Annotated in this window: 18 protein-coding genes and 4 pseudogenes; 12 read left to right on the top strand and 10 right to left on the bottom strand. The window is 51.8% G+C overall.

Annotated elements, in window-relative coordinates; translation table 11 throughout:
• Positions 1 to 222: 222 nt before the first annotated feature.
• Positions 223 to 471, top strand: a pseudogene (locus tag N7268_RS24305) (transposase); the annotation flags it as partial.
• A 9-nt stretch (positions 472 to 480) separates the two neighbouring features.
• Here the strand turns inward: N7268_RS24305 and N7268_RS24300 are convergent.
• Entirely contained in the window at positions 481 to 1,632 is a 1,152-nt protein-coding gene (locus N7268_RS24300) for an IS30-like element IS30 family transposase (protein WP_001254932.1), read from the bottom strand.
• A gap of 21 nt (positions 1,633 to 1,653) precedes the next feature.
• Here N7268_RS24300 and N7268_RS24295 point away from each other — a divergent pair, with 21 nt between their 5' ends.
• From N7268_RS24295 to N7268_RS24285, 3 genes and pseudogenes are all read left to right on the top strand, one after another.
• Positions 1,654 to 2,028 (top strand): toll/interleukin-1 receptor domain-containing protein, encoded by a 375-nt coding sequence (locus N7268_RS24295; RefSeq protein ID WP_260864723.1) that lies wholly within the window; start codon positions 1,654 to 1,656, stop codon positions 2,026 to 2,028.
• A 123-nt stretch (positions 2,029 to 2,151) separates the two neighbouring features.
• Positions 2,152 to 2,790, top strand: a pseudogene (locus N7268_RS24290) (CpaF/VirB11 family protein); the annotation flags it as partial.
• Positions 2,790 to 3,323 carry a phospholipase D family protein gene (locus N7268_RS24285; RefSeq protein ID WP_000792636.1) on the top strand — a complete coding sequence of 178 codons (534 nt, stop codon included), beginning with the start codon at positions 2,790 to 2,792 and terminating at the stop codon, positions 3,321 to 3,323. The pseudogene N7268_RS24290 and the gene N7268_RS24285, both read left to right, overlap by 1 nt.
• A gap of 172 nt (positions 3,324 to 3,495) precedes the next feature.
• Here N7268_RS24285 and N7268_RS24280 read toward each other — a convergent pair whose 3' ends face one another.
• The 4 genes from N7268_RS24280 to N7268_RS24265 all read right to left on the bottom strand — a co-directional run bounded on the left by N7268_RS24280 (position 3,496) and on the right by N7268_RS24265 (position 5,099).
• Complete coding sequence (locus tag N7268_RS24280) at positions 3,496 to 3,810, bottom strand: hypothetical protein (RefSeq protein WP_000091613.1); 315 nt, start codon at positions 3,808 to 3,810, stop codon at positions 3,496 to 3,498.
• A 254-nt stretch (positions 3,811 to 4,064) separates the two neighbouring features.
• Complete coding sequence (locus tag N7268_RS24275; RefSeq protein WP_000215515.1) at positions 4,065 to 4,421, bottom strand: cupin domain-containing protein; 357 nt, start codon at positions 4,419 to 4,421, stop codon at positions 4,065 to 4,067.
• On the bottom strand, positions 4,411 to 4,812 hold the full coding sequence (locus N7268_RS24270; protein WP_001293886.1) for a DUF86 domain-containing protein: 402 nt from the start codon (positions 4,810 to 4,812) through the stop codon (positions 4,411 to 4,413). Before N7268_RS24270 ends, N7268_RS24275 begins: the two co-directional genes overlap by 11 nt.
• Positions 4,809 to 5,099, bottom strand: a complete 291-nt coding sequence (locus N7268_RS24265) for a nucleotidyltransferase family protein (RefSeq protein ID WP_001247892.1) — start codon at positions 5,097 to 5,099, stop codon at positions 4,809 to 4,811. Before N7268_RS24265 ends, N7268_RS24270 begins: the two co-directional genes overlap by 4 nt.
• Before the next feature lie 158 nt (positions 5,100 to 5,257).
• Here N7268_RS24265 and N7268_RS24260 point away from each other — a divergent pair.
• Positions 5,258 to 5,431: pseudogene (locus N7268_RS24260) on the top strand (DUF4158 domain-containing protein); the annotation flags it as partial.
• A 32-nt stretch (positions 5,432 to 5,463) separates the two neighbouring features.
• On the opposite strand, the gene merR reads toward N7268_RS24260, so the two are convergent.
• The gene (merR, locus tag N7268_RS24255) at positions 5,464 to 5,919 is read right to left on the bottom strand and encodes an Hg(II)-responsive transcriptional regulator (RefSeq protein WP_001166628.1); all 456 of its coding nucleotides are present in this window, start codon (positions 5,917 to 5,919) and stop codon (positions 5,464 to 5,466) included.
• A gap of 71 nt (positions 5,920 to 5,990) precedes the next feature.
• Here merR and N7268_RS24250 point away from each other — a divergent pair, with 71 nt between their 5' ends.
• Positions 5,991 to 6,341 (top strand): mercuric transport protein MerT, encoded by a 351-nt coding sequence (locus N7268_RS24250; RefSeq protein ID WP_001294660.1) that lies wholly within the window; start codon positions 5,991 to 5,993, stop codon positions 6,339 to 6,341.
• A 33-nt stretch (positions 6,342 to 6,374) separates the two neighbouring features.
• Here N7268_RS24250 and N7268_RS24245 read toward each other — a convergent pair whose 3' ends face one another.
• On the bottom strand, positions 6,375 to 9,368 hold the full coding sequence (locus N7268_RS24245; RefSeq protein WP_247754226.1) for a Tn3 family transposase: 2,994 nt from the start codon (positions 9,366 to 9,368) through the stop codon (positions 6,375 to 6,377).
• Position 9,369: 1 nt separating this feature from the next.
• A protein-coding gene (locus N7268_RS24240) for an IS1-like element IS1A family transposase (protein ID WP_103215986.1) occupies positions 9,370 to 10,067 on the bottom strand; the annotation gives its coding sequence in 2 pieces (ribosomal slippage) (positions 9,370 to 9,818 and positions 9,818 to 10,067; 699 coding nt in all).
• Between the two features lie 242 nt (positions 10,068 to 10,309).
• Here N7268_RS24240 and N7268_RS24235 point away from each other — a divergent pair.
• Together N7268_RS24235 and N7268_RS24230 are read left to right on the top strand one after the other, a co-directional pair.
• Positions 10,310 to 11,290 (top strand): IS5-like element IS5 family transposase, encoded by a 981-nt coding sequence (locus N7268_RS24235; protein ID WP_260864722.1) that lies wholly within the window; start codon positions 10,310 to 10,312, stop codon positions 11,288 to 11,290.
• A gap of 90 nt (positions 11,291 to 11,380) precedes the next feature.
• Positions 11,381 to 12,078 (top strand): IS1-like element IS1A family transposase gene (locus N7268_RS24230; RefSeq protein WP_103215986.1). Its coding sequence is split into 2 segments (ribosomal slippage): positions 11,381 to 11,630 and positions 11,630 to 12,078, totalling 699 coding nucleotides; the frame shifts between segments, so codons are not numbered across the junction.
• Between the two features lie 294 nt (positions 12,079 to 12,372).
• Here the strand turns inward: N7268_RS24230 and N7268_RS24225 are convergent.
• Positions 12,373 to 12,594: a hypothetical protein gene (locus N7268_RS24225; RefSeq protein WP_001124949.1), complete on the bottom strand. Its 222-nt coding sequence runs from the start codon at positions 12,592 to 12,594 to the stop codon at positions 12,373 to 12,375.
• Positions 12,595 to 13,050: 456 nt separating this feature from the next.
• On the opposite strand from N7268_RS24225, the gene N7268_RS24220 reads away from it, so the two are divergent.
• Positions 13,051 to 13,122 carry a DUF4113 domain-containing protein gene (locus N7268_RS24220; RefSeq protein WP_071528507.1) on the top strand — a complete coding sequence of 24 codons (72 nt, stop codon included), beginning with the start codon at positions 13,051 to 13,053 and terminating at the stop codon, positions 13,120 to 13,122.
• Between the two features lie 46 nt (positions 13,123 to 13,168).
• Here the strand turns inward: N7268_RS24220 and N7268_RS24215 are convergent, their stop codons facing one another.
• Positions 13,169 to 13,948, bottom strand: coding sequence for a DsbA family protein (locus tag N7268_RS24215; RefSeq protein WP_225623106.1), 780 nt, complete (start codon positions 13,946 to 13,948; stop codon positions 13,169 to 13,171).
• Between the two features lie 174 nt (positions 13,949 to 14,122).
• Between N7268_RS24215 and N7268_RS24210 the strand changes: the two genes are divergently transcribed.
• From N7268_RS24210 to N7268_RS24200, 3 genes and pseudogenes are all read left to right on the top strand, one after another.
• Positions 14,123 to 14,820 (top strand): IS1-like element IS1A family transposase gene (locus N7268_RS24210; RefSeq protein WP_094096600.1). Its coding sequence is split into 2 segments (ribosomal slippage): positions 14,123 to 14,372 and positions 14,372 to 14,820, totalling 699 coding nucleotides; the frame shifts between segments, so codons are not numbered across the junction.
• A 17-nt stretch (positions 14,821 to 14,837) separates the two neighbouring features.
• Positions 14,838 to 15,665: pseudogene (locus N7268_RS24205) on the top strand (IS5-like element ISKpn26 family transposase); the annotation flags it as partial.
• Between the two features lie 209 nt (positions 15,666 to 15,874).
• Positions 15,875 to 17,872 (top strand): BCCT family transporter, encoded by a 1,998-nt coding sequence (locus N7268_RS24200; RefSeq protein WP_008325030.1) that lies wholly within the window; start codon positions 15,875 to 15,877, stop codon positions 17,870 to 17,872.
• The last annotated feature ends 22 nt before the right edge of the window (positions 17,873 to 17,894 follow it).

Here is a 17,894-nt window from a genome sequence, read left to right as displayed (position 1 = left end):
CGTTGATTTGACAGCTGTGAAGACTGACGTCCTGGACACAAAACGTTACTGAGCGAAGAAGGCCAGACGTTATCAGGTCGGTCATGTATGACTGCGGGCACTGCCTGCCAGAGCCGTTCCCGGATGAACTGGCGGATGAATTCAGAATGTTCTTTCTCTTGAATCGCCACGGGTTTAACAGACACCTCAGAGTCATTTAAGATGGCTTAAAGAGAGGTGCCCATGAGCGGTAAGCGTTATCCCGAAGAGTTTAAAACTGAAGCAGTCAAACAGGTTGTTGATCGCGGTTATTCTGTTGCCAGCGTTGCAACACGTCTCGATATCACCACCCACAGCCTTTACGCCTGGATAAAGATGTACGGTCCGGATCCTTCCATTAATAAAGAACAGTCAGATGCTCAGGCCGAGATCCGCCGTCTCCAGAAAGAGCTGAAGCGGGTTACAGACGAACGGGACATATTAAAAAAAGCCGCTGTAGATTCAATCTGTCAATGCAACACCCCTTTCAATTATCTCTTTCGGTGTTTTGAACTTCAGTGTCTTTCTCGGTCTGTTGTTTAGCTGAGCAGCAACCAGATCTAGTTCATGTTGAGTATATTGGGCAAGACATGTCTTTTTAGGAAAGTACTGCCGAATTAGCCCATTTGTGTTCTCATTTGTTCCCCGCTGCCAAGGACTCTGAGGATCGCAGAAGTAAACTTTAACGCCGGTGCTGACAGTAAATTCTAGATGTCTGGCCAGTTCCATTCCTCTGTCCCATGTCAGTGATTTTCTGAGTTCTGACGGTAAACTCAGGAATTTGTCGGTAAGAGCCTGATTTACTGAGACAGAATCTTTGCCCCTGAGTCTAAGGATGATCGTATAACGTGATTTTCGGTCTACAAGTGTGGCTATATGAGAGTTTTTTGTACCTGAGACTAAATCGCCCTCCCAATGCCCCAGAGAGCGTCTGTTATCGATATTTCGGGAACGTTCGTGAATTGGTGTTCCGTTCACTATGTTAATCGTACCTCTTTCGCCTTTGCGGGTATGACGCCTGCCATGGCGAAGGCTATGCGACCGTCGCAGATGCTGTATATTCAGGTGGTGTAGCGCTTCACGGCTACGAAAGTACAGCGTTTTATAAATTGTCTCAGGTGATATTCGCAGCGTTTTTTGACGTGGTTTTGTTCGCCTTAACCATCCTGATATTTGCTCTGGAGACCATTTCATCTCCAGCTTTTCCAGAACAAGCTTTCGCAATGGTAAATTTTGATCCAGTAAGCACGGTTTTGGCCTTTTCGCCATTCTGTTGGCTCGGTTATTAGCATCAACAGCTTTGTAATAGCGTCTGCCCCGATTACGCTGAACTTCACGTGAGATCGTCGAAGGACTGCGATTCAGCGCAGTAGCTATCGCACGAATGCTCATTTTGGCTGACAAACCAGCTCGTATCTCCTCGCGCTCAGACAGTGTCAGGTGAGCTACAGCCCGCTTACGCTCATGGGGTTTTATGCCGCCAGTATCCCTTAACATAGTGAAGATCGTTCCGGGTTTTGAACCCAGGATATTCGCTATTTCACTGAAGCCTGTTCCGTTCTTCCATAGTTCAAAAACAGAGGCTTTTTCCTCTGCTGTAAATGTTCGTCTCATTCAAAAAACCTCCGCAACCCCATGTTTTCACATAACTGTTGCGTTGACCAATTGAATCTACACGGCCTTAATGTATGGTATGACGAAATGACGTTAAGAATTGGTGACAGCCTGAGACAAAAAATAGACAAAGGTTTAGCAAACAGTCGTGTTGGGTTAGTAGTTTTGTCTCCGGCGTTTATAAGCAAAGGTTGGACAAATTATGAACTTGATGGAATCGTCACTCGTGCTATTTCTGGTGAGCAAATATTGCTTCCCATATGGCATAATATTACAAAACAAGAAGTTGTCGATTTTAGTCCATCATTAGCAGACAAAGTTGCTCGTAGTACTGCAACTCATACAATCGATGAAATTGCTCATGAGATAGCCGAGCTACTGCATTCTCGTGGTTAATGTTTATCGAAATTCAAATAGCAAAACAAAAGGATCAATCAGCGATCCTTTTTTTATTTTTATGAATATCAATAAATTACATTCTTAACGTACGTTTTCGTTCCATTGGCCTTCAAACCCCGTGACTGCCGGAAGATTACCGGCAGCAAGCAAAGCCTAACGGATGATGATTTTTTCCTTAAAGAGCTGCACAGCAGCGAAAAATGGCCCGCATTCCTGCAAACCGCCGTTGAGAAGAAACGCACTATCGTGATCTGCGGTGAAACCGGGTCGGGGAAAACGGTACTCACGCGCGCGCTGTTAAAATCGCTACATAAAGACGAGCGTGTAATTATTTTAGAGGACGTTCACGAAGTCACGGTCGATCACGTTGTAGAAGCCGTTTATATGATGTACGGCGATGCAGGAAAGATCGGCCGCGTCAGCGCCACTGATGCCCTGCGAGCCTGTATGCGTCTGACACCGGGCCGTATCATCATGACTGAGCTTAGGGATGATGCTGCGTGGGATTATCTTAAAGCACTTAATACCGGCCATCCAGGCGGTGTTATGTCAACGCACGCTAACTCTGCGCGCGATGCCTTTAACCGTATTGGGCTGCTTATCAAGGCGACCCCTATCGGCCGTATGCTCGATATGAGCGATATTATGCGAATGCTCTACTCCACCATTGACGTTGTGGTGCATATGGAAAAGCGGAAAATCAAAGAAATTTATTTTGACCCTGAATATAAAATGCAGTGTGTGAACGGGAGCCTGTAATGAAAAACTTAGCAACCTGGCTTCTGGCCGCAGCATTTACGACAGCCGCCCTGCCCGCCTTTGCGGTGGAACCATCCGTTCAGGTTGGCTACTCGCCTGAAGGAAGCGCCCGCGTTCTCGTCCTGAGCGCCATTGACTCCGCAAAAACCTCGATACGGATGATGGCTTATTCTTTTACCGCCCCGGATATTATGAAAGCACTGGTAGCAGCCAAAAAACGGGGAGTTGATGTGAAAATCGTAATTGATGAAAGGGGCAATACGGGGCGCGCCAGCATTGCGGCCATGAACTACATAGCGAACAGCGGCATCCCTTTGCGTACTGACAGTGATTTCCCTATCCAGCATGACAAGGTGATCATCGTGGATAATGTGACCGTTGAAACTGGCAGCTTTAATTTCACCAAAGCGGCCGAAACGAAAAACTCGGAGAATGCGGTGGTGATCTGGAACATGCCTAAGCTCGCTGAATCATTCCTCGAACACTGGCAAGACCGCTGGAATCGGGGGAGAGACTACCGTTCCAGCTACTGAATACTGACCGCCAAAAGGCGGTTTTTTTGTTCAAAGAAACTGATCTCAGTATCGCGCCCGGGGCAGCTGGCCAACGTCGCCGGCATCGCGCCGGCAAAAATCGAAAAACAGAAATATCAGCAAGATAGCTTAAACAGGTGTCGGGAAATTTCGTTTAGATATTTTGAAGGAATCACAGTGTAAGCAGGCGCTTTTTCAGGGAGGCGCGTTCTTGCGGGTTGCGTCCCTTGTGATTGGCGATGCGATCCGCCGTGGCGGCCTGGCGCTTGACGGGCCAGTAGGAGCGGCCATCCTTGCCCATCGACCAGACGCTGCTGGCCTGGTTTTCCAGCAGGGGCAGATGGGCGCTCAGGGCTTCGGGCGACGCGCTGGTCAGCGCCGTGCGCTCACGGGTGCGCCAGCGCTGATGCCAGAGCTTCTTGTCCTCGCGCTCGCTGCCGCAGGTCGTGTGCCCGACGATGGGTGTTTTGCGGCGGCTGCGGCTCATAACGTAGTGGTCTCCAAGAACATTCAGGACTGATCCCAGGCGTCGATGGTCAAGACCTGATCGGCAGGACAGGCGGCTACGCGGTCGGGAACTGGATGGTGTTCAGTCTCATGCCGACCCCATTCGATTGATCGCGTCGCTTGCGGCACGCTGCGACGCAAGGAGGTTTGCGACCTGGTTTAGCAGCCGTGTCCGCTGCATGTCTGTTACCTATCTCCCCGACCGCTCATTGGACCAACTCCAGAGATTGGGCTCTATCGCTCAGCCAATACGAAACCGGCATTGGCTGATGCCACAACCGAGACTAACACAAATGGCTCGGTACCTGTATTTCGCGCCCCGTGCACTTGGCCCGGTCTTGCCACGGCTATCTCACCTTCCCTGAGGGCACGAACAATCCCATTGCCCTGAAAGTAATCAGCCATTCCCGACAAAACAGTCCACGTGTCTTGGCCGTGAGGATGAATGTGAGCCGCAATTTCCTGCCCGGGATGGACATGCCAAACCACGATAATTGAGTCTCGGGTTTCAAGCACAACGGAACGAATAGGCTCGCCTTCGGACGGCTGAACATACTCGGCTACAGAAAATATTCTCGATTCAACAGTCATCGGAGATCCCTCTTTCACAGTTGTCGTTACGGTCTTCATCGTCGGCATCCTGACGCACGGCGGGCAATTGCTGGAGCAACGCCGGCAGCCATTCCTGTACCGTCTCCCACACCACATCGAGGTTGATGTCGAAATAGCCGTGAGCCATGCGATTACGCATATTGCGCATGCTGCGCCACGGCACGTCGGCATGCGCCTGGGTGAACTCGACGTAGCCATCCATCACCTTTGTGGCCGCCTCGCCGATGACGATCAGGCTCATGATGACGGCCTGCTGGGTGCGCTTGTCGGCCAAGAAGTCGTCCTTGGCCATCCCTTCCACGAAGCTGCGCGCATCGGTTGCGGCCTGCTGAATGTGGTCGAGGTAATCGGGCAGGCGGTTCTCGCTCATATCGGTTGCGCCTCCGCGAGCACCTTGGCCCGGAACTTCGGCGGCAGGTCGCCGGGAGTCAGCAGATCGACGTCAACGCCGAGCAGCGATTTCAGTTCTTCTTCCAAATCGCCCAAGTCCAACAACGTGGCACCGGGCAGCGCATCGACCAACAGGTCGAGGTCGCTGCCATCCCGGTCGGTGCCATGCAGCACCGAGCCGAAGACGCGCGGGTTCGCGGCGCGAAAGCGGCCTACCGCTTCACGCACTGCGCTTCGCTTCATGTCAAGCACAACAGACGGTCGCATGCGCATCCTTTCTTATCGAAACTCGTTGAGATGATATGCAATCAAGAATAGAATTTCAAGAACTATTTTCGAGAATCGCAATGCCTTGATTCCCGTGCCGCGCCGGTTGCCTTGGCGGGCTTGTCACAAACCTACGTTTTCAAGAAGAAGGAAACCGCATGCCCCGCCGTTCGATCCTCTCCGCCGCCGAGCGCGAAAGCCTGCTGGCGTTGCCGGACACCAAGGATGAGTTGATCCGTCACTACACGTTCAGCGAAAGCGACCTCTCCATCATCCGGCAGCGGCGCGGCCCGGCCAATCGGCTGGGCTTCGCGGTGCAGCTCTGCTACCTGGGGTCGTCTCAGAATTCGGAAAATAAAGCACGCTAAGGCGTAGTCACCCCGTGACTCCCCCGCGCCGATGCAGCGAGCTTCGTTCCGTCTTGCAGTGACGCAATCAGCGGGCAGGAAACGTTCCCTTTCCGCGCGTGGCAGGCGCACACCAGTTCAGACAGCACGGCCTCCATGCGTGCCAAGTCGGCCATCTTCTCGCGCACATCCTTGAGCTTGTGCTCGGCCAGGCCGCTGGCTTCCTCGCAATGGGTGCCATCCTCCAGCCGCAGTAGCTCGGCGATTTCGTCCAGGCTAAAGCCCAGCCGCTGGGCCGATTTCACGAACCGCACTCGTGTTACATCCGCCTCGCCATAGCGGCGAATGCTGCCATAGGGCTTGTCTGGCTCCGGCAGCAGGCCCTTGCGCTGGTAGAACCGGATGGTCTCCACATTGACCCCGGCCGCCTTGGCAAAAACGCCAATGGTCAGATTCTCAAAATTAATTTGCATATCGCTTGACTCCGTACATAACTACGGAAGTAAGCTTAAGCTATCCAAACCAAATTTGAAAGGACAAGCGTATGTCTGAACCACAAAACGGGCGCGGCGCGCTCTTCGCCGGTGGGCTGGCCGCCATTCTTGCGTCGGCCTGCTGCCTGGGGCCGCTGGTTTTGATCGCCTTGGGGTTCAGCGGGGCATGGATCGGCAACCTGACGGTGCTGGAACCCTATCGCCCGATCTTCATCGGCGCAGCGCTGGTCGCGCTGTTTTTCGCCTGGCGGCGCATCTACCGCCCGGCGCAAGCCTGCAAACCGGGTGAGGTCTGCGCGATTCCCCAAGTGCGAGCTACTTACAAGCTCATTTTCTGGATCGTGGCCGCGCTGGTCCTGGTCGCGCTCGGATTTCCCTACGTCATGCCATTTTTCTATTAAGGGGTTTGAGGGCCAATGGAACGAAAACGTACGCTAAGAAGGTAATTCATTGTTTAAATTAAAATTTAATTCTCTCAGTTCCCCCTTCAAAATATCCTCCGGTAGCGTGAACGTATAATGCCCCAGCATATTGATATGCCCGTGCATCAGTGGGGATAACCGGACGATATCTTCACCCCCGGTTTCTTCTCCATTCCTGCGCATCCAGCTCAGGGCTTCCTGCATATAAAGTGTGTTCCACAGTACCACTGCGTTAGTGACGAGGCCCAGTGCACCCAGTTGATCTTCCTGACCTTCACGATAGCGCTTTCTGATCTCACCGCGCTGCCCGTAGCAGATCGCCCTCGCCACAGCATGGCGGCCTTCTCCCCGGTTTAGCTGCGTCAGGATCCGCCGACGATAATCTTCATCATCAATATAATTTAGAAGGTACAGCGTCTTGTTGACGCGCCCCACTTCCATGATCGCCTGTGCCAACCCTGATGGGCGCGAGCTTTTCAGCAAAGAGCGAATGAGTTCTGAAGCATGAATGGTACCCAGTTTCAGCGAACCGGCGGCTCGCATCATCTCATCCCACTGATACTCGGCTTTCGACAGATCGGCACAACCACGAGCCAGTTCGTCTAGTGCACCGTAATTTGCCGATTTATCCACCCGCCAGAATACTGCTTCACCGGCATCGGCAAGCCGAGGAGAAAACTGGTATCCCAGCAGCCAGAAGAGGCCAAAAATAATGTCGCTGGTACCGGCTGTGTCTGTCATGATCTCAACCGGATTCAGCCCTGTCTGCTGCTCCAGAAGGCCTTCCAGCACAAAAATGGAATCACGTAATGTGCCGGGAACAACGATGCCGTGGAATCCAGAATACTGATCAGAGACGAAGTTGTACCAGGTGATGCCACGTCCGGAACCAAAATATTTTCTGTTAGGTCCTGAATTGACGGTTTTCACCGGCGTGACAAAGCGCATGCCGTCAGCTGAAGCCACTTCGCCGCCACCCCAGCGGCCAGCAAGCTCCAGTGTGGACTGAAAATCAACCAGGCGGACATTGGCGCTGACCAGCGTTTCTGCCCGGAGGTAATTCTGTTTCACCCAACTGAGCCGGTGGCGCGTCAGCGCCGGTATATTGTGCTTTATCAGCGGTTCCAGCCCGATATTGCAAGCCTCAGCCATCAGGACCGCGCACAGGCTGATGTGCAGATCCTGCGCCCGGGCCCCGGATTCACTGACATGCGTAAACTCACGTGTAAAGCCCGTTCTGGCATCTATCTCAAGCAACAGTTCCGTCAAATCTACCGGCGGGAGTAGCTGCCTTACCCGACTGTTGAGACGATGCAACGATGGTGGCTCCTCCAGTTTCTCCAGGCTGCTGATAGTCAGGGAAGGATATTTACCGTCATGGCAGATATTAACCTCCGCATTTCCTTCAAAGCGAGATGCGACGGCTTTCCAGGTTTTATCCAGTTGGACCGCCAGCTGTTGCACGCCTTTATGTCCATCAGTGGGATGTCCCAGCGCCCGACAGATGGGGACCCGCTGAACCTGCCATTCTTCCCCCTGCAACAGCTTCTCGCGGGGATTTCCCCAGCGATCGCTGTTTTCGAGCCAGATGTCCCGTCGGCGTAGTGCATCCTGAAGGCGCTCCAGCAGACAAAGCGAGTAACCGGCACGCTGTATCCGGCCCTCCGCATCGTATACCAGGCGTTTCCAGGGGCCGGTAATAATATGTTCAGGCGCATCGTCCAGGATGCGCTTTTTCGAGCCGTTCAGTTCGGTCAGATAATGAATGGCGGACAGCGTATGTTCTCCGGCTGGCGCTGCCTGGAAATGCAGGTCGCGCAATACCGCCGGAAGAAAACGCTTTACCCGCCCGTACTGTTCCACCATTTCGTCATGGAAATTGTTGTTCTGAGGCCGGGCCAGCTCATTTACCTTGCTGACGGATTCTGCCAGCCTACTTTTCGGTATGCTGCTGAATATGGTCTCCCTCAGTTCAGCATCGTCAGCCTGCTCAGCTAGCAACAATGAACATGCCTGCGCCAGCAGTAGCGCAGCACGGTCAAGATCTTTCAGCGTCCTGAGCCGTTTTTTCTGCCCCGTTTTCTTCGCCGCACGAGTGATATCCAGTATAAGCATATCGAGCACATCAACGGCTTCATCCAGCGCCGCAGTCTCCTGTGCTTTAACGAATGCGGTGAGTACGGCCAGCTTTCTCTGCTGTGGCATTCGCGCGATATATTTTACCGACGCCATGCCTGCGTAACGGGCCAGATTACGTAGTTGTATAGCGGGCAGACCGGTAAAACTCAGTCGGGAAAACTCCAGGTTTCGCAGCCGGATATACCGCTCCAGCGCTTCGGTAAATGCCGGACCGCTGACGGTGACAGGTCCCTTTTTCAGTTGCTCCAGCGGTGAAATTCGCTGCCCCTCAGGAATGTCCAGCAGCTCAGTCACGCGGGCGGTCTGCCAGCTGTCCGGCAACGCGGCCAGTTTCTTCCAAAGTTGCTGATTTGCCCGTTCACGTATTTCACTGACGAGACGTACAAGTGTGGTTGCTCCGGGCAGCAGGACCTTATTCTGAAGCAACCAGGCGGTGGCAAAATCAAACATCAGGCCGGGTCGCTCATTACTGAGCCATGCACGGGTGTATAGCAGGCGCTTCAGGCGGAAAGACCAGGGGAAATCGCCAAATTCATGGTAACCGTAATATTCCTTAATCAGCGCAGTATGCTCTCTGAGGGTGGTATCCCGTTCTGCGTAGCGGGAAAGGACTTCCGGACGGCGGATATTAAGCTGCACCGCGACAAATTGCTGAACACCCGGCAGAACCCGGGTTAAATCTGTCAGAAAGGTGCCCAGAAAACGGGCGGTGGTGAGCTGAAGCGCAATTCCCAGCCGGTTATGCCTTCCCCGTCGCTGGTTAATGAAGGCAAGATCTCGCTCATCAAGATGAAAATAGCGCGCCAGCTGCACGTCATTGGGTTCTGCAACATAGCGACCATAATTCAGTTCCGGTAATGACTCCAACTTATTGATAGTGTTTTATGTTCAGATAATGCCCGATGACTTTGTCATGCAGCTCCACCGATTTTGAGAACGACAGCGACTTCCGTCCCAGCCGTGCCAGGTGCTGCCTCAGATTCAGGTTATGCCGCTCAATTCGCTGCGTATATCGCTTGCTGATTACGTGCAGCTTTCCCTTCAGGCGGGATTCATACAGCGGCCAGCCATCCGTCATCCATATCACCACGTCAAAGGGTGACAGCAGGCTCATAAGACGCCCCAGCGTCGCCATAGTGCGTTCACCGAATACGTGCGCAACAACCGTCTTCCGGAGCCTGTCATACGCGTAAAACAGCCAGCGCTGGCGCGATTTAGCCCCGACATAGCCCCACTGTTCGTCCATTTCCGCGCAGACGATGACATCACTGCCCGGCTGTATGCGCGAGGTTACCGACTGCGGCCTGAGTTTTTTAAGTGACGTAAAATCGTGTTGAGGCCAACGCCCATAATGCGGGCGGTTGCCCGGCATCCAACGCCATTCATGGCCATATCAATGATTTTCTGGTGCGTACCGGGTTGAGAAGCGGTGTAAGTGAACTGCAGTTGCCATGTTTTACGGCAGTGAGAGCAGAGATAGCGCTGATGTCCGGCGGTGCTTTTGCCGTTACGCACCACCCCGTCAGTAGCTGAACAGGAGGGACAGCTGATAGAAACAGAAGCCACTGGAGCACCTCAAAAACACCATCATACACTAAATCAGTAAGTTGGCAGCATCACCCGCTGGTGCTATCGGCGTCAAAGAATGCTATTTATTCGCCGGCAATTATACATTTATTCGGTGATGCTGCCAACCTAATGGATTGGCCCCTATATTTCCATACACTTTTTATCACTTAAGGAAGGTGCGAACAAGTCCCTGATATGAGATCATGTTTGTCATCTGGAGCCATGGAACAGGGTTCATCATGAGTCATCAACTTACCTTCGCCAACAGTGAATTCAGCAGTAAGCGCCGTCAGACCAGAAAAGAGATTTTCTTGTCCCGCATGGAGCAGATTCTGCCATGGCAAAACATGGTGGAAGTCATCGAGCCGTTTTACCCCAAGGCTGGTAATGGCCGGCGACCTTATCCGCTGGAAACCATGCTACGCATTCACTGCATGCAGCATTGGTACAACCTGAGCGATGGCGCGATAGAAGATGCTCTGTACGAAATCGCCTCCATGCGTCTGTTTGCCCGGTTATCCCTGGATAGCGCCTTGCCGGACCGCACCACCATCATGAATTTCCGCCACCTGCTGGAGCAGCATCAACTGGCCCGCCAATTGTTCAAGACCATCAATCGCTGGCTGGCCGAAGCAGGCGTCATGATGACTCAAGGCACCTTGGTCGATGCCACCATCATTGAGGCACCCAGCTCGACCAAGAACAAAGAGCAGCAACGCGATCCGGAGAGGCATCAGACCAAGAAAGGCAATCAGTGGCACTTTGGCATGAAGGCCCACATTGGTGTCGATGCCAAGAGTGGCCTGACCCACAGCCTGGTCACCACCGCGGCCAACGAGCATGACCTCAATCAGCTGGGTAATCTGCTGCATGGAGAGGAGCAATTTGTCTCAGCCGATGCCGGCTACCAAGGGGCGCCACAGCGCGAGGAGCTGGCCGAGGTGGATGTGGACTGGCTGATCGCCGAGCGCCCCGGCAAGGTAAGAACCTTGAAACAGCATCCACGCAAGAACAAAACGGCCATCAACATCGAATACATGAAAGCCAGCATCCGGGCCAGGGTGGAGCACCCGTTTCGCATCATCAAGCGGCAGTTCGGCTTCGTGAAAGCCAGATACAAGGGGCTGCTGAAAAACGATAACCAACTGGCGATGTTATTCACCCTGGCCAACCTGTTTCGGGTGGACCAAATGATACGTCAGTGGGAGAGATCTCACTAAAAACTGGGGATAACGCCTTAAATGGCGAAGAAACGGGTGATGCTGCCAACTTACTGATTTAGTGTATGATGGTGTTTTTGAGGTGCTCCAGTGGCTTCTGTTTCTATCAGCTGTCCCTCCTGTTCAGCTACTGACGGGGTGGTGCGTAACGGCAAAAGCACCGCCGGACATCAGCGCTATCTCTGCTCTCACTGCCGTAAAACATGGCAACTGCAGTTCACTTACACCGCTTCTCAACCCGGTACGCACCAGAAAATCATTGATATGGCCATGAATGGCGTTGGATGCCGGGCAACCGCCCGCATTATGGGCGTTGGCCTCAACACGATTTTACGTCACTTAAAAAACTCAGGCCGCAGTCGGTAACCTCGCGCATACAGCCGGGCAGTGACGTCATCGTCTGCGCGGAAATGGACGAACAGTGGGGCTATGTCGGGGCTAAATCGCGCCAGCGCTGGCTGTTTTACGCGTATGACAGGCTCCGGAAGACGGTTGTTGCGCACGTATTCGGTGAACGCACTATGGCGACGCTGGGGCGTCTTATGAGCCTGCTGTCACCCTTTGACGTGGTGATATGGATGACGGATGGCTGGCCGCTGTATGAATCCCGCCTGAAGGGAAAGCTGCACGTAATCAGCAAGCGATATACGCAGCGAATTGAGCGGCATAACCTGAATCTGAGGCAGCACCTGGCACGGCTGGGACGGAAGTCGCTGTCGTTCTCAAAATCGGTGGAGCTGCATGACAAAGTCATCGGGCATTATCTGAACATAAAACACTATCAATAAGTTAGAGTCATTACCCACCTCGCATTTACAGAGGGTTTACTGTAGTTCTCATGGAGGTATCTTAATCGGTGTCCTGCTATCTTAATAATGGCATAGGTTATAGAGCAATCCGGCTATTCTTCATGCTCTAAACCTATACTGATGCACGTGATTATTGGTAGTTAAAACTAATTTACGAGCAACTTTAAATTGTTAGAAGGCTATGTTCTGTATACCTTTATAACCATACAAAGAAATTATACATAACCCCGTCTTTAATATTATTAGCTTATCAGAATGAAATTCCACTCAATCCTATATTGCTGGAGTTTTTTTCCAAGCACCTATTTGCTCATAAATTTGACGCTCTATTTTTTCTACATCATTAACCAAGTCAGAATAGTCAGGTGGGTTGGTACCAATTGCCCCCTCCCATTGCCTCGTCAGCTGTGAAACTTTATTTTTGATTGTAGAGAGCTGATTTAGCTGCTTTTTGGCAAACAATACTTCTTCCGAATACAGGTTTTTTTTGGGCATTACAGTACCAGACAACGAATTTAACTTAAGTGCAGGCCGTCTTTTTAACATAAACAACTATCATTGCAACACATTTTCCGAGTTTTTCGTGGTAGGCCCTTCTTAGCAGAAGCATCTCTGATGTGTGGTCATCCACCAGCGGTCCTATGTTTCGATAACCAAAACTATGCATATTCGTCTACACGCATTGTGCAAAAATCAGTGACCAGCTATCCGCTTACGGAATCATCACGCCTGCGAGTTTTATGAAAGTGATGTGCGGATATTACGAAATGCAATCGGGTTGAAATGGATCGTAAAGGCAGTAGTGATACCCTCTTCAATAACCGATGCATCAGACCTGCCATCGCTGTTTGATGAGCAGCCCACCAGGCGCATCAGCGAAACACTGATGAAAGTGATGGACAGGTTTAACAAAGAACTGTTTCTGGTTATCGAAGGGATCAGCAGGATTCCATGATGAATCAGTCCAGGCTGTCTCCACGATATACTAGTCGCTGGAACGTGCTACTTTTCATAAAAACCTGACATCCATGTCGCTGTTAACCGATAATTTCCGGAAACAAAAGTAACTTTAGCCACCACGAGCCTTCTGGATTGCATATTTCAGGGTGGCCTCGTCAACAGCGCCCGGGATGAATGATGTCGTTGCAGCGTCGGGTTTTTGCATGTTCATGATAATGAACCCTGGCGTTCCGTTGATCCCGAGAGCTTCACCCAACTGCATGTTTCCGGAGATGACATTCTCATAGCGGCCTTTCTCACGGTCGCCGAATGAGCTGTTGAACCCGGATTTGTTCACAACCATGTCTAAATCACTGAGTGTAAACTCACGCTGGTTATTGAAGAATACATACGCACTGGTCATCAGGTTGTTGTGGTACTTACGATACGCTTCAGCGCCGAATGTCTGATAAACATGCAGGCCAGTTGCCGCCCCCATCGCAGAAACGGGTTTCGAACCAGCGAAGATTGGAAATTCTTTAAAGAAGAATTTAACATCGCTGCTCTGGCTCAACACGGATTCAACGACCGGCGCTACCTTCATACAGAAATGGCACTGGTAGTCGAAAAACTCGACGACGGCGACGGCAGCATTATCAGGTCCAATGTTAGGTGTCTCTTTGGTCTCGAAGAGAGCCGGGGCGTAAGGGATGATCCGCTCAAGGGAGGCGTTAGTGTTCAGGTTCTCAAGCGCCTTACCCGCTTCAAGCAGATACTGGGGTTTTTTTACCAGATAGGTAGCCGCGACTCTTCCTATTTCATCGTTACCGGGGAGCTCAGTTTTAAAATATTTCGACGTGATATATACAGAGCCAGCCGCTGCAATCACCGCAGAAATTAAAACAGACACCACGGGTTTAAATAATTTAATTTAGTCATAGCCACCTTTAAGCATTTTAACTTGTTAGTTATCAATCTACGTTCGATTATACTGTCACAACACATCGGAATTATTCGTTAAAGAACCTTGGTGATGCTGCCAACTTACTGATTTAGTGTATGATGGTGTTTTTGAGGTGCTCCAGTGGCTTCTGTTTCTATCAGCTGTCCCTCCTGTTCTGCTACTGACGGGGTGGTGCGTAACGGCAAAAGCACCGCCGGACATCAGCGCTATCTCTGCTCTCACTGCCGTAAAACATGGCAACTGCAGTTCACTTACACCGCTTCTCAACCCGGTACGCACCAGAAAATCATTGATATGGCCATGAATGGCGTTGGATGCCGGGCAACTGCCCGCATTATGGGCGTTGGCCTCAACACGATTTTACGTCACTTAAAAAACTCAGGCCGCAGTCGGTAACCTCGCGCATACAGCCGGGCAGTGACGTCATCGTCTGCGCGGAAATGGACGAACAGTGGGGCTATGTCGGGGCTAAATCGCGCCAGCGCTGGCTGTTTTACGCGTATGACAGTCTCCGGAAGACGGTTGTTGCGCACGTATTCGGTGAACGCACTATGGCGACGCTGGGGCGTCTTATGAGCCTGCTGTCACCCTTTGACGTGGTGATATGGATGACGGATGGCTGGCCGCTGTATGAATCCCGCCTGAAGGGAAAGCTGCACGTAATCAGCAAGCGATATACGCAGCGAATTGAGCGGCATAACCTGAATCTGAGGCAGCACCTGGCACGGCTGGGACGGAAGTCGCTGTCGTTCTCAAAATCGGTGGAGCTGCATGACAAAGTCATCGGGCATTATCTGAACATAAAACACTATCAATAAGTTGGAGTCATTACCGCCGACGGCCCTATCCGCTGGAGACCATGCTGCGTATTCACTGCATGCAGCATTGGTACAACCTGAGCGACGGTGCCATGGAAGATGCCCTGTACGAAATCGCCTCCATGCGCCTGTTTGCCCGATTATCCCTGGATAGCGCCCTGCCGGATCGCACCACCATCATGAATTTCCGCCACCTGCTCGAGCAGCATCAACTGGCCCGTCAATTGTTCAAGACCATCAATCGCTGGCTGGCCGAAGCAGGCGTCATGATGACCCAAGGCACTTTGGTGGATGCCACCATCATTGAGGCACCCAGCTCGACCAAGAACAAAGAGCAGCAACGCGATCCGGAGATGCATCAGACCAAGAAAGGCAATCAGTGGCACTTTGGCATGAAGGCCCACATTGGTGTCGATGCCAAGAGTGGCCTGACCCACAGCCTGGTCACCACCGCGGCCAACGAGCATGACCTCAATCAGCTGGGTAATCTGCTTCATGGAGAGGAGCAATTTGTCTCAGCCGATGCCGGCTACCAAGGAGCGCCACAGCGCGAGGAGCTGGCCGAGGTGGATGTGGACTGGCTGATCGCCGAGCGTCCCGGCAAGGTAAAAACCTTGAAGCAGCATCCGCGCAAGAACAAAACGGCCATCAACATCGAATACATGAAAGCCAGCATCCGTGCCAGGGTGGAGCACCCGTTTCGCATCATCAAGCGGCAGTTCGGCTTCGTGAAAGCCAGATACAAGGGGCTGCTGAAAAACGATAACCAACTGGCGATGTTATTCACCCTGGCCAACCTGTTTCGGGTGGACCAAATGATACGTCAGTGGGAGAGATCTCAGTAAAAACCGGAAATAACGCCAGAAATGGTGGAAAAAATAGCCTAAATAGGCTGATTCGATGTGTTTGCGGGAAAAAAATCGGCCCAGATCCGCGAAATTTTAATCAGCGAGTCAGCTTGGGAAGAAATGACCTGCTTATTCGCACCTTCCCTAATCTTTGAGATGTAGTACCCTCTATACAGTGCGGATTTTAATTAATGGAATAAATGATTATGAGTGAAAATGATACAATCCAAAAGAAGTCTAAAAGCCAGATTAACAAAGCGGTATTCTTTACATCTGCTTTGTTAATTTTCCTTCTTGTCGCCTTTGCCGCTGTATTCCCGGATGTCGCCGACAAAAATTTTAAACTACTTCAGCAACAAATCTTCACGAATGCCAGCTGGTTCTACATCCTTGCAGTGGCCCTGATTCTACTGAGTGTCTCGTTCCTGGGACTCTCACGCTACGGTGATATCAAACTGGGTCCGGACCATGCGCAGCCTGATTTTAGCTATCACTCCTGGTTTGCGATGCTTTTCTCGGCAGGGATGGGGATCGGCCTGATGTTCTTTGGCGTTGCTGAACCTGTGATGCATTATCTTTCACCTCCTGTCGGCACTCCAGAGACCGTTGCGGCAGCGAAGGAAGCAATGCGCCTGACGTTCTTCCACTGGGGCCTGCACGCATGGGCAATCTATGCCATTGTGGCACTGATCCTGGCCTTTTTCAGTTACCGTCACGGTCTGCCTTTAACGCTGCGTTCCGCACTTTATCCCATTATTGGCGAGCGCATATACGGACCTGTAGGCCATGCGGTTGATATTTTCGCCGTTATTGGCACCGTCTTTGGCGTTGCGACATCGCTGGGGTACGGTGTTTTGCAGGTGAATGCTGGTTTGAATCATCTTTTCGGGGTGCCTATTAATGAAACGGTGCAGGTGATTCTAATCGTTGTCATCACTGGTTTAGCGACGATTTCGGTGGTGTCCGGCCTGGACAAGGGAATACGTATACTGTCTGAGCTCAACCTGGGCCTGGCAGTGCTGCTGCTGGCGCTGGTCCTGTGTCTGGGACCAACCGTGCTTCTGCTGAAGTCATTTGTGGAAAATACGGGCGGTTATCTTTCTGAACTGGTGAGTAAAACTTTTAACCTTTATGCGTATGAACCTAAGTCGAGCAACTGGCTGGGGGGCTGGACATTACTGTACTGGGGATGGTGGCTTTCATGGTCGCCGTTTGTGGGGATGTTCATCGCAAGAGTCTCGCGCGGTCGAACCATTCGCGAGTTTGTCACCGGCGTGCTGTTTGTTCCCGCCGGCTTCACGCTCATGTGGATGACGGTGTTTGGTAACAGCGCAATCTATCTCATTATGCACCAGGGGGCGGCTGATCTCGCCAATACCGTTCAGCAGGATGTCGCGCTGGCCCTGTTTAATTTCCTGGAGCATTTCCCGTTTTCTTCCGTGCTGTCATTTATTGCAATGGCGATGGTCATTGTCTTCTTTGTCACCTCGGCTGACTCCGGGGCAATGGTTGTTGATACGCTGGCATCGGGTGGCGTCGCTAACACGCCTGTATGGCAGCGAATTTTCTGGGCCTCGCTCATAGGGATTGTGGCAATCGCACTGCTGATTGCGGGGGGACTGAGCGCGCTGCAAACCGTGACAATAGCGAGCGCATTACCTTTCTCAGTGATTTTACTGATATCCATATACGGATTATTAAAAGCCCTGCGTCGGGATTTGACCAAGCGTGAAAGCCTGAGCATGGCGACTATTGCTCCGACTGCAGCGCGTAACCCGATTCCATGGCAGAGACGCTTGCGCAATATCGCTTATCTGCCAAAGCGCTCTCTTGTGAAACGCTTTATGGGCGACGTTATCCAGCCCGCCATGACGCTGGTTCAGGAAGAACTGAATAAACAGGGAACGATAAGCCATATAAGTGATACTGATGACGAACGAATTCGGCTTGAAGTCGATTTGGGCAATGAGCTGAACTTTATTTATGAAGTGAGACTTCGTGGCTATAACTCACCGGCTTTCGCCATGGCTGCAATGGACAATGACGAGCAGCAGGCTGAGCAACATCGATATTATCGCGCTGAGGTCTATCTGAAAGAAGGCGGTCAAAACTATGATGTGATGGGCTGGAATCAGGAACAGCTGATTAATGACATACTGGACCAGTACGAAAAACACCTGCACTTCCTGCACCTCGTTCGTTAATACAAAAATGCCGTCCTGCCGG

The sequence above is a fragment of the Citrobacter sp. Marseille-Q6884 genome, from assembly GCF_945906775.1.
Taxonomy (GTDB): Bacteria; Pseudomonadota; Gammaproteobacteria; order Enterobacterales; family Enterobacteriaceae; genus Citrobacter.
Note: the sequence above shows the minus strand (reverse complement) of the source record. Positions and strands in the feature narration are given on the sequence as shown.

Excerpts from the sequence above, each read along its gene's own strand:
- N7268_RS24280 (WP_000091613.1), bottom strand. The coding sequence starts at position 3,810 with ATGAGCCGCAGCCGCCGCAAAACACCCATCGTCGGGCACACGACCTGC.
- N7268_RS24250 (WP_001294660.1), top strand. The coding sequence starts at position 5,991 with ATGTCTGAACCACAAAACGGGCGCGGCGCGCTCTTCGCCGGTGGGCTG.
- N7268_RS24265 (WP_001247892.1), bottom strand. The coding sequence starts at position 5,099 with ATGCGACCGTCTGTTGTGCTTGACATGAAGCGAAGCGCAGTGCGTGAA.
- N7268_RS24200 (WP_008325030.1), top strand. The coding sequence starts at position 15,875 with ATGAGTGAAAATGATACAATCCAAAAGAAGTCTAAAAGCCAGATTAAC.
- N7268_RS24225 (WP_001124949.1), bottom strand. The coding sequence starts at position 12,594 with ATGCCCAAAAAAAACCTGTATTCGGAAGAAGTATTGTTTGCCAAAAAG.
- N7268_RS24235 (WP_260864722.1), top strand. The coding sequence starts at position 10,310 with ATGAGTCATCAACTTACCTTCGCCAACAGTGAATTCAGCAGTAAGCGC.
- N7268_RS24275 (WP_000215515.1), bottom strand. The coding sequence starts at position 4,421 with ATGACTGTTGAATCGAGAATATTTTCTGTAGCCGAGTATGTTCAGCCG.
- merR (WP_001166628.1), bottom strand. The coding sequence starts at position 5,919 with ATGCAAATTAATTTTGAGAATCTGACCATTGGCGTTTTTGCCAAGGCG.
- N7268_RS24270 (WP_001293886.1), bottom strand. The coding sequence starts at position 4,812 with ATGAGCGAGAACCGCCTGCCCGATTACCTCGACCACATTCAGCAGGCC.
- N7268_RS24295 (WP_260864723.1), top strand. The coding sequence starts at position 1,654 with ATGTTTTCACATAACTGTTGCGTTGACCAATTGAATCTACACGGCCTT.
- N7268_RS24285 (WP_000792636.1), top strand. The coding sequence starts at position 2,790 with ATGAAAAACTTAGCAACCTGGCTTCTGGCCGCAGCATTTACGACAGCC.
- N7268_RS24300 (WP_001254932.1), bottom strand. The coding sequence starts at position 1,632 with ATGAGACGAACATTTACAGCAGAGGAAAAAGCCTCTGTTTTTGAACTA.